This window comes from Holdemanella sp., assembly GCF_056804935.1.
Genome location: NZ_DBMEXE010000045.1, coordinates 264 through 9,728, shown reverse-complemented (window position 1 = coordinate 9,728; position 9,465 = coordinate 264). Strand labels below are relative to the sequence as shown.

13 protein-coding genes are annotated in these 9,465 nt (G+C 36.0%); all 13 read right to left on the bottom strand.

What is annotated here, in order from left to right; genetic code table 11:
• Positions 1-635, bottom strand: a 635-nt coding sequence (locus ACZQCL_RS03570) for a site-2 protease family protein (protein ID WP_482481860.1), incomplete at its 3' end; no start/stop codon positions are given.
• Positions 628-1,731, bottom strand: coding sequence for a redox-regulated ATPase YchF (gene ychF, locus ACZQCL_RS03565; RefSeq protein ID WP_117570827.1), 1,104 nt, complete (start codon positions 1,729-1,731; stop codon positions 628-630). The genes ychF and ACZQCL_RS03570, both read right to left, overlap by 8 nt.
• A gap of 18 nt (positions 1,732-1,749) precedes the next feature.
• Positions 1,750-1,941 (bottom strand): DUF951 domain-containing protein, encoded by a 192-nt coding sequence (locus ACZQCL_RS03560; protein ID WP_117570826.1) that lies wholly within the window; start codon positions 1,939-1,941, stop codon positions 1,750-1,752.
• Positions 1,942-1,943: 2 nt separating this feature from the next.
• Complete coding sequence (gene folD, locus ACZQCL_RS03555; RefSeq protein ID WP_337532519.1) at positions 1,944-2,798, bottom strand: bifunctional methylenetetrahydrofolate dehydrogenase/methenyltetrahydrofolate cyclohydrolase FolD; 855 nt, start codon at positions 2,796-2,798, stop codon at positions 1,944-1,946.
• Positions 2,798-3,247 (bottom strand): D-aminoacyl-tRNA deacylase, encoded by a 450-nt coding sequence (dtd, locus tag ACZQCL_RS03550; RefSeq protein WP_482481859.1) that lies wholly within the window; start codon positions 3,245-3,247, stop codon positions 2,798-2,800. Before dtd ends, folD begins: the two co-directional genes overlap by 1 nt.
• Positions 3,244-3,729: a 2-C-methyl-D-erythritol 2,4-cyclodiphosphate synthase gene (ispF, locus tag ACZQCL_RS03545; protein ID WP_227990987.1), complete on the bottom strand. Its 486-nt coding sequence runs from the start codon at positions 3,727-3,729 to the stop codon at positions 3,244-3,246. Before ispF ends, dtd begins: the two co-directional genes overlap by 4 nt.
• A complete protein-coding gene (locus ACZQCL_RS03540; RefSeq protein WP_227990988.1) occupies positions 3,722-4,237 on the bottom strand; it encodes a nitroreductase in 516 nt (171 codons plus the stop codon). Before ACZQCL_RS03540 ends, ispF begins: the two co-directional genes overlap by 8 nt.
• A gap of 93 nt (positions 4,238-4,330) precedes the next feature.
• Positions 4,331-5,398, bottom strand: coding sequence for an NlpC/P60 family protein (locus tag ACZQCL_RS03535; RefSeq protein WP_482481858.1), 1,068 nt, complete (start codon positions 5,396-5,398; stop codon positions 4,331-4,333).
• Positions 5,399-5,532: 134 nt separating this feature from the next.
• Positions 5,533-6,279 carry a triose-phosphate isomerase gene (tpiA, locus tag ACZQCL_RS03530; RefSeq protein WP_482481857.1) on the bottom strand — a complete coding sequence of 249 codons (747 nt, stop codon included), beginning with the start codon at positions 6,277-6,279 and terminating at the stop codon, positions 5,533-5,535.
• 18 nt (positions 6,280-6,297) lie between these two features.
• Entirely contained in the window at positions 6,298-7,482 is a 1,185-nt protein-coding gene (locus ACZQCL_RS03525) for a phosphoglycerate kinase (protein WP_227990990.1), read from the bottom strand.
• Positions 7,483-7,589: 107 nt separating this feature from the next.
• Entirely contained in the window at positions 7,590-8,063 is a 474-nt protein-coding gene (locus ACZQCL_RS03520) for a 23S rRNA (pseudouridine(1915)-N(3))-methyltransferase RlmH (RefSeq protein ID WP_331865960.1), read from the bottom strand.
• On the bottom strand, positions 8,060-8,776 hold the full coding sequence (locus ACZQCL_RS03515; protein WP_482481856.1) for an AAA family ATPase: 717 nt from the start codon (positions 8,774-8,776) through the stop codon (positions 8,060-8,062). The genes ACZQCL_RS03520 and ACZQCL_RS03515 overlap by 4 nt, the downstream gene beginning before the upstream one ends.
• A gap of 107 nt (positions 8,777-8,883) precedes the next feature.
• The coding region (locus tag ACZQCL_RS03510; protein ID WP_482481855.1) for an FtsX-like permease family protein at positions 8,884-9,465 on the bottom strand (582 nt) is incomplete at its 5' end.

Here is a 9,465-nt window from a genome sequence, read left to right as displayed (position 1 = left end):
CCTAAAATCATCTTTGCGATCATCTCAAAAAATTGAATCATATTTGAACGTAACATACCCAACGGATAATCTAATAAACCTGAAAAAATCAATAAGATAAATAATAGATTCATCCATGGTGCACCATCAATAAATTTATAGTATTTATCGTCGGGTAAAAACGAAAACAATACTTTTGAGCCATCTAATGGTGGTACTGGAATCAAGTTAAAAATGCCAAATCCAGTTGAAATCAATCCTGTATATGTCAATGTATTCGATATAAAATATCCTACACTAGACATCATAAAATATGGAGCAAATTTATAAAGTGCATAAAATAAGAATACACAAATAAAGCTTAATAGAAAGTTTGCGATTGGACCCGCAAAACTTGTCCATATGATTCCTGTCTTCGCATCTTTGTAGTAACGTGCATCCACGGGTACTGGTTTTGCCCAGCCAAATCCACATACTAATAGACAGACAAGTCCAATCCAGTCAACATGTTTAAAAGGATTTAAGCTCAATCTACCTTCCATCTTAGCCGTAGGATCTCCCATCCAATAGGACACAAGTCCATGTGCCGTTTCATGAATCGACATGGAAAGAACAACGGCAATGACAAGATAAATAATATTTGATAAATTAAACATTAAATCTAAAGTGCATTACATCGCCATCTTGAACGACATAATCCTTTCCTTCTAGACGTAAGCGTCCTGCTTCTTTGATAGCTAATTCGCTACCCAATTCATCGATATCTTCAAAACGATATACTTCAGCACGAATAAATCCCTTCTTGAAATCTGTGTGGATAACACCTGCACAATCCGGTGCTTTCATACCTTTTTTAAATGTCCATGCACGACATTCATCTTCTCCAGCCGTTAAGAATGTACATAGATCCAATACGGCATAAGCCTTTTGAATCAATTGATCCAAACCAGATGTTTCAACACCTAATTCTTCTAAGAATGCATCTTTTTCTTCTTTATCTAAACCCGATAATTCTTCTTCCATTTGCGCACATAAGGCAACAACCTGGTTATTCTGGCTTTGTGCATATTCTTTCACTTGATTATAGTAAGCACATGAATCTGGATCCATGATACCTTCATCATCTAAGTTGGCAACATAGATCATAGGTTTAGCTGTCAATAAGTTATAGCCTTTCATCAAGATTTGTTCATCTTCATTCAACTCTAATGAACGAGCTGGTTTTCCTTCTTCTAAGATTGGTTGTAAACGATCTAATAAAGCCAATTCATCCAATGATTCTTTATCCTTGTTTGTCTTAGCCTTACGTTCGATCTTACTTCTACGATTTTCAATTGTCTGAAGATCCGCTAAAGTTAATTCTAGATTAATAATTTCAATATCACGAATTGGATCCACACTATTTTCAACGTGTGTGATATCTGGATTATCAAAACAACGAACTACGTGACAAATCGCATCTGTTAAACGAATGTTCGATAAGAATTGGTTACCAAGTCCTTCACCTTGACTTGCTCCCTTAACTAATCCCGCAATATCTGTAAATTCAAATGTTGTATAGATTGTTTTTTTCGGATTGAAGATTTCAACTAAGCGATCAATACGATAGTCTGGCACTTCTACAACACCTACATTGGGCTGAATTGTCGCAAATGGATAGTTTGCGGCTTCTACTTGTGATTTCGTGATAGCGTTAAATAAAGTTGACTTTCCTACGTTTGGAAGACCAACGATTCCTGCAGTTAATGGCATAAATTCAATACATCCTCTCTATTCTTCTTCATGTCGAATTACTTTTTTTAATTTCTTTTCAAATTTTTGTCTAGGCATTAAAACACTGGCTCCACAACCTAAACATTTAATTCGAATATCAGCACCCATACGAATAATTTTCCATTCATTGGACTTATGACAAGGATGCTCTTTTTTCATTTCTACAATATCATTTAATCCATATTCCATAATTATTCTCCTTGCACATGCATATGATATGCATCCAGCGTATTCGATAATAACATACAAACCGTCATTGGACCAACACCTTTTGGCACTGGACTTACATAACTTGCCTTTTTCGCAACCGATTCAAAGTCACAATCCCCTACAAGTTTTCCATTGACACGATTGATACCTACATCAATAACGACAGCTCCTTCTTTTACCCAATTTTCATTGACCATTTGAGCAACACCCATCGCAACAATTAAAATGTCGGCTTGTGAAGCAATTTTTTCAATATCTGGTGTCTTTGAATGAACGATTGTCACTGTCGCATTCCGATTTTGAAGCAACAGGGCAACTGGTTTGCCTACAAGGTTACTTCTTCCACAGACCACGGCACGTTTACCAGATAAATCTTTACATCCAATGGAATCTAACATAGCCATAACACCTTGTGGCGTACAAGGAATAAAGCCTGGGCGATTCGTAAGTAAACAACCAGCATTCATGGGGTGTAAGCCATCTACATCTTTTTGTGGATCAATCAACTCTAAAACTGCTGTTTCATCTAAATGCGAAGGTAAAGGCATTTGCACTAAAATACCATCGACTTCAGAATCTAGGTTCAAACTCATAATCACATCATTTAATTCTTTTTGCGATACATTTTCATCTAAACGAATTGTTCTTTGAAGCATCCCAATAGAAGAACAAGCCTTTTCTTTACCACGAACATAAGACATACTTGCCGGATCATTTCCAACAAGTACAACACTTAATAATGGTAGCCTTGCCCCTTCTGCACGGATGTCATCAATTTTTTGTTTCATATCCGCCTTGATTCGATCCGCAAGTGTATTTCCATATATAATTTCCATTAAAATAACTCCTTTGAATCCAATACAATGGTTACTGGACCATCATTCAATAATTCAATCTTCATATCAGCACCAAAAATACCTGTTTCAACATGCATACCTTGTTCTTGTAATTTCTGATTGAATTGATCATACAATGTTGTAGCTAACTCTGGTTTACCTGCATTTGTAAAACTTGGGCGATTCCCCTTTTTACAATCCGCATATAAAGTAAATTGAGAAATAGAAAGAATACTTCCTTCTACATCTTGTATGGATTTATTCATCTTCCCATTTTCATCTTCAAAAATTCGCAAGAATAAAATCTTATGAATCATTTTATCAATAATTTCATTTGTATCTTCATTATTGAATCCTACAAAAATACAATATCCATAATCAATTTGACCTGTTATTTGACCATCTACCGTACATTTTGCGTTCTTTGCTCTTTGAATTACTACTCTCATCCTTTTTTCTCCAATATACAAACACTAAGGCTTACAATGCCCTCTTCATTTCCTACAAAACCAAGTTTTTCTCCACGCGTAGCCTTAATTGAAACATCTTCTATGTCACAATGCAATACATTTGAAATATTCGTTCGCATAGAAACAATGTGCGGTGCCATTTTAGGTCTTTCGGCCAAAATAGTCGCATCTACATTACCAATCTGATATCCCATTTCATCCATCATATCATAGATATGTCCTAATAAGACAAGACTGTTCGCACCTTTATATTTAGGATCTGTATCTGGAAAATGTTTTCCTAAATCACCTAGGGCAAGAGCGCCTAAAATACTTTCGCCAATCGCATGTGTTAAAACATCAGCATCCGAATGTCCTAAAAGTCCTTTAGAATGTTCAATTTCTACTCCGCCCAAAATAAGTTTGCGACCCTCTACAAGCTGATGAATATCTACGGCTTGTCCAATACGTATATTATGCATAAACCACCTTAGACGTTCTTTCAGCGCGTTTTCCAAGCTCTTCGTCTCTATAGCCTAAAATACAATGTCCAATACCTTCATAAGATTCTGGTATTCCCCATTTGTTCTTTAATTCTTTACCATATTCTGTTTCAAACACTTCTTTAGCACGGTGGATCCAACATGAATCAACACCTAAGGCATTTGCAGCATTCATTAGATTCCCCATAGCCAAAGCTCCATCGTATAAATATGTAGGTGCATGGGTATCTGCGAAGACAATAATCAAACTTTTTGCACCATAAAATGGGTCTGCCGATGAATTCATAACCTCTGCATTCTTTTTAGATAATTCTTTTACTAATTCTTCATCCTCAACAGCTACAAAGGCAAAGATTTGACGATTCATGCCACTAGGTGCACATTGCCCGGCATAAATAATTTTTTCAACCAAATCATGGCTCACCTTTTTGTTATTATATTTTCTTACACTTCTTCTCTCTACAAGATTTTTATATGCTTCATTCATAATATTTTGCCTCCAAAACCACCTCATATTATACAATACAAAATCTTATTATACAAAAAAAGCCTGGCTAAAAAGCCAAGCTAAAATTTAAAATTATCTAACAACACGAATGAATTGTGGAGATGCTGCTGTGCTTAAATATGCACTAGCAATTACAGTCTTACCTTCGTAGTTTCCATGAACAGCTTGTCCATTTCCAATATAGATAGCGATGTGGTCAACACCACGTCCACCATTGTTGTAGTACAATAAGTCACCTTCTTGAGGATCGTTAGTGTAGTATCCATATTGACCTGCGTATTGATCTGGCCATAATTGATAAGCATCACTTACACCAGCATTTGCCAAAGCTTGTTGTACAACTTGTGTACACCATAATCCATCAGTCACACCTACTAATTTCTGTGCTTCAGCAGAAATTCTTTGTCCTAAAGTACTAGTTGCTGGTGTTTCTGCAGGAGCTTGTACTTCTGGTGCTGGAGTTGTTTGTTCTGGAGCAGGTGTTACAGTCTGTTCAGGAGCTGGAGTCTCAGTTTGTTCTGGAGCAGGTGTTACATTTTGCTCAGGAGCTGGAGTCTCAGTCTGTTCTGGAGCAGGTGTTACATTTTGTTCAGGAGCTGGAGTTTCAGTCTGTTCTGGAGCAGGTGTTACATTTTGTTCAGGAGCTGGAGTCTCATTTTGTTCAGGAGCTGGAGTCTCAGTTTGTTCTGGAGCAGGTGTTACAGTCTGTTCAGGAGCTGGAGTCTCAGTCTGTTCTGGAGCAGGTGTTTCTGCTGGAGTTTCAGTTGTATCTGTTGCTTCAGTTGTAGTTGCTGGAGTTTCAACTACTTCTGCAGCTTTTTGTTCTGTTTCTTCTTTTACAGCTTCTTGACTAGCTGTTGCTACTGTTTCTTTCACTTCCCCTGTAATGTTACTTGAAACGCTAGCTGTTGTTGCTTTTTCAGTCTTTGAAGAATTTACCGTTCCATCTTCTGAGAAATAGTAAGATTTTCCTTCGATTTCTTGCCATCCTTTTGCCACAGTTTTATCTTCATTGACATAGCGATCACCATGCCATCCTGGTTCTTCCTTAGCTGCAACTACTGTTGCCACAACAGGGAAAGCAGATGCTACACATAAAATCGCTGCGACTTTTTTACCATTATTTTCTACAAAGTTCATTTTATTCTACCCCCTATTTAAAATAGTTCACGATTAGTTTACCACGAAACCACCTCACAAACAACCCTAAATTTTATTTTCGGTTAGAAACAACTAAAAATAAAAGGCCTCAAAGAGGCCTAGATAATCATCAATTATTTTGTTTTTTCAATGATTTCTGTGAAGCTATCTTCTTTCAAACTAGCACCACCAATTAATGCACCATCGATATCTGGTTGAGCCATATATTCAACGATGTTATTAGGTTTAACACTTCCACCATATTGGATACGTACTTTTTCAGCAGCTTCTTCACCATACATAACCTTAACTTGGTCACGTACGATCTTACAGCAGTTTTCAGCAATTTCAACTGAAGCAGATTTTCCAGTTCCAATAGCCCAGATTGGTTCGTAAGCAATTACCATTTCACCAACACATTTTGGACATAAGTCAGCTAAAGAACCAGCTAATTCTTCACGAATTACTTTTTCTGAGTTTCCAGCATCGTAATCAGCTTCTGTTTCACCAACACATAAGATTGGAGTGATTCCAGCTTTAATTAAGCGTTTTGCTTTTTTGTTTACTGTTTCATCCGTATCACCGAACATTTCACGACGTTCTGAGTGACCAATAATGCAGTATTTAACTCCCATTTCTTCTAACATAGGAACACTAACTTCACCAGTGAAAGCTCCACTATCTTCAAAGTGGCAGTTTTCAGCAGCTACAACTAAGTTTTTAGCGTGATCCAATGCAGTTCTTAAATCAGTAAATGGACATCCAATTCCATAAGTAGCATTTTCGCTAGCAGCAACACCATCAACAGCTTCGAAGAAAGTTTTTGTTTCAGCGTTGTTTTTGTTCATTTTCCAGTTTCCAACGATAATAGGTTTTCTCATCTTAAGTACATCTCCTTATTACTTTTCGCTGATAATAGCGATACCAGGTAATGTTTTACCTTCCATATATTCCAAACTAGCTCCACCACCAGTTGAAACGTGAGAGAATTTGTCTGCATATCCTAATTGTTTTGCAGCAGCAGCAGAGTCTCCACCACCGATTACTGTAATAGCTTCTGGTAATTCAGAGATAGCTTTACATACTTCTTCAGTACCTTTAGCAAATTTAGGCATTTCGAATACACCCATAGGTCCATTCCATACTACAGTTTTAGCACCAGCTAAAGTTTTTCTGAACAATTCAACAGATTTAGGACCAATATCTAACCCCATCCATCCATCAGGAATTTGACCAGCATCAGCAACACTAGTGTTAGCTTCTTCACTGAATGCATCAGCGATTACGTTATCTACAGGAAGAACTAATTTGTCTCCAGCTTTTTCTAAATATTCTTTTGCTAAATCCAATTTGTCATCTTCAACTAATGAAGTACCGATTGAACCACCAACAGCTTTAGAGAATGTATAAGCCATTCCACCACCGATGATAACTTTGTCAGCTTTTTTCAATAAGTTGTCAACAACATCGATCTTACTAGATACTTTAGATCCACCAATGATAGCTACAAATGGGTGAGCTGGTTCATCAACAGCTTTTCCTAACATTGTAACTTCTTTTTCAACTAAGAATCCTAATCCATTTTCTTTAATGTTTGTAGGGATACCTACAGTAGAAGCGTGAGCACGGTGAACAGATCCGAATGCATCTTCAACGAATACTTCACCTAAGCTAGCCCAATATGCACCTAATTCAGGATCGTTTTTACTTTCGCCTTTTTCGTAACGAGTATTTTGCATTAATACGATTTCTCCATCAGCTAATGCATTTACAGCGTTTTCTAATTCTTCACCACGAGTTACTGGGCAGAAAGTTACTTTTACATCTGGTAACAATTCTTGTAAACGTACGGCTACGCATTCCAAGTTGTTTTTAGCTTTGTCTTCTTCAGTCTTAACTTTTCCTAAGTGAGACATCAAAATAACTTTAGCTTTGTTTTCTACTAAATATTTAATTGTAGGTAAAGCCATTACGATACGGTTATCATCTGTGATAACACCATCTTTTCTTGGCACGTTAAAATCACAACGTACGATGACCTTTTTTCCAGCTACATCAAGGTCTTTAACAGTTCTCTTTGTCATGTATATTCCTCCTACTGTCATTTTTTTGCACATCCATTATATCACTACATAAATTGATTGACTAGTTTTTCACAAGTAAAAAATTTCACAAAAAGCGCTTACATCACTTACTTGTGGTAATTACGACCATTATTGATCATAAAACCACGATAAATCTGTTCCAACATCAAGACACGGGTCATTAAATGAGTAAAAGTTAGATCCGATAATTTCCAACGATAATTCGCTCTAGAAACTAATTTTTCACTTGGTCCTAGACTTCCCGCAATCACAAAAACAATATTTGAATGCTTCATTTGCCACATATCCAAATTCTTCGCAAACGTCTCAGAATCAATCATCTTGCCATGAAGATCAAGCAATACCACAAAATCTTGATCCGATAATTTTTCTAGAACACGATTTCCCTCTTTTTCTTTCACCAATAAAACTTCAGCTTCTCTAGAAATATGCTCATTTGCTTCATCCTTGACTTCAATTTCACTAAACTTACAAAAAGCCGACAATCGCTTCATATATTCTTTCTCTAAAGACTGTAACGCCTTATCTTTATTCTTTCCAATCGCAATTAATTTAATCACAATATCCCTCCATCATTATTCTCTTGAATATCTTTCACAAAATAATCATACCGATCCAAAAATAATTTCATTGTTTGATAGCTAGACGTAGATTTATAATCCACTTCTTCTACCTTATCTTCATCAAACGATAAGATTTGTGCATTGGGAAAACCCAATAATATAGGTGAATGTGTCGCAATGATAAATTGACAATTTTGTTTCACACATTCCTCAATCAAATAGAGTAAGGCCAATTGATTCTGACAAGATAAAGCCGCTTCTGGTTCATCTAGAAAGTACAATCCATTCCTCTTAATTTGATCCATCATCAATGAAAAGAAACTCTGACCATGCGACTTCATATGATATTCTTTTGAAGGATGTAACGCATCTGCATATTCCATTTCTTTTGTCGCTACATTATAAAAGCTTTCTGCACGCAAGAAATACATCCAATCCGGTTTTCTAGAACGCCACAGACGCATATGCTTATGCAAATTCGAATACGAATCATACGTAGAAAAATTATAGTTTCTTGTTCCACCTTCTGGATTCAATCCATTTTTAATCGCAAGAGCCTCTAATAGGGTGGATTTACCACTACCATTTTCGCCACAAAAGAAAGTTACGGGCTTAGTAAAGGTGAATTGATCGATACTTCGAATACTTTTAATATCGGCCACATAATCATCAATTTCATCCCACAAGATGTCAAATCCATTTATAAACATATATATCACCTAAGAAAAATAGTACTCTATTCGAGTACTAAATTCCATGATGATTCACATAATATATATAGATACATAATCCAATCAAGATAAATCCCAATATCCAATTAAGCTTTTCGTTTTACAATTCCATAATACACTTTTGAAGTTAATACATAAATCACAATGTAGACTAGGGCAAAAGCCACAAAACAGAATATTGTCGTACGAATATAAAGCCATGAATCGCTCACAAACAACAAATGAAGTAGCTTTTCAATCATTGGATACGCAAAACAAACATGAAGTCCTGCCACAAGTAGTGGCATAAAGAATACGGTCAATACTTGCGAGTGAATAGCCTTCTTTACATCTTGTTGTTCAAGACCTACTTTTTGCATAATTTCAAAACGATCCTTATCTTCATAGCCTTCTGTAATTTGTTTGTAGTACATAATCAGAATGGTTGCCATGATAAATAAGAAGCTTAAGAAGATTCCAATAAATAAGATGCCTGCATATAATTCAATCAAACCTTGTTTCTGATCCGATTTACTTAACCAAATAAAATTATTTATATTTCCATTCTGACCTAACTTTTTAATAACTTCACGCTCATTCGCATCACAATCAAATGAATAACTCGCATATATTGTACTCGCATTATCATTATATACATTCAATTGATCTTGTTGCATCGTTTCTAAAGT

Coding starts and splice junctions, on each gene's coding strand:
- dtd (WP_482481859.1), bottom strand. CDS start 3,247: ATGAGAGTAGTAATTCAAAGAGCAAAGAACGCAAAATGTACGGTAGAT.
- ychF (WP_117570827.1), bottom strand. CDS start 1,731: ATGCCATTAACTGCAGGAATCGTTGGTCTTCCAAACGTAGGAAAGTCA.
- ACZQCL_RS03540 (WP_227990988.1), bottom strand. CDS start 4,237: ATGAATGAAGCATATAAAAATCTTGTAGAGAGAAGAAGTGTAAGAAAA.
- ACZQCL_RS03525 (WP_227990990.1), bottom strand. CDS start 7,482: ATGACAAAGAGAACTGTTAAAGACCTTGATGTAGCTGGAAAAAAGGTC.
- ACZQCL_RS03560 (WP_117570826.1), bottom strand. CDS start 1,941: ATGGAATATGGATTAAATGATATTGTAGAAATGAAAAAAGAGCATCCT.
- ACZQCL_RS03515 (WP_482481856.1), bottom strand. CDS start 8,776: ATGTTTATAAATGGATTTGACATCTTGTGGGATGAAATTGATGATTAT.
- tpiA (WP_482481857.1), bottom strand. CDS start 6,279: ATGAGAAAACCTATTATCGTTGGAAACTGGAAAATGAACAAAAACAAC.
- ispF (WP_227990987.1), bottom strand. CDS start 3,729: ATGCATAATATACGTATTGGACAAGCCGTAGATATTCATCAGCTTGTA.
- folD (WP_337532519.1), bottom strand. CDS start 2,798: ATGGAAATTATATATGGAAATACACTTGCGGATCGAATCAAGGCGGAT.
- ACZQCL_RS03535 (WP_482481858.1), bottom strand. CDS start 5,398: ATGAACTTTGTAGAAAATAATGGTAAAAAAGTCGCAGCGATTTTATGT.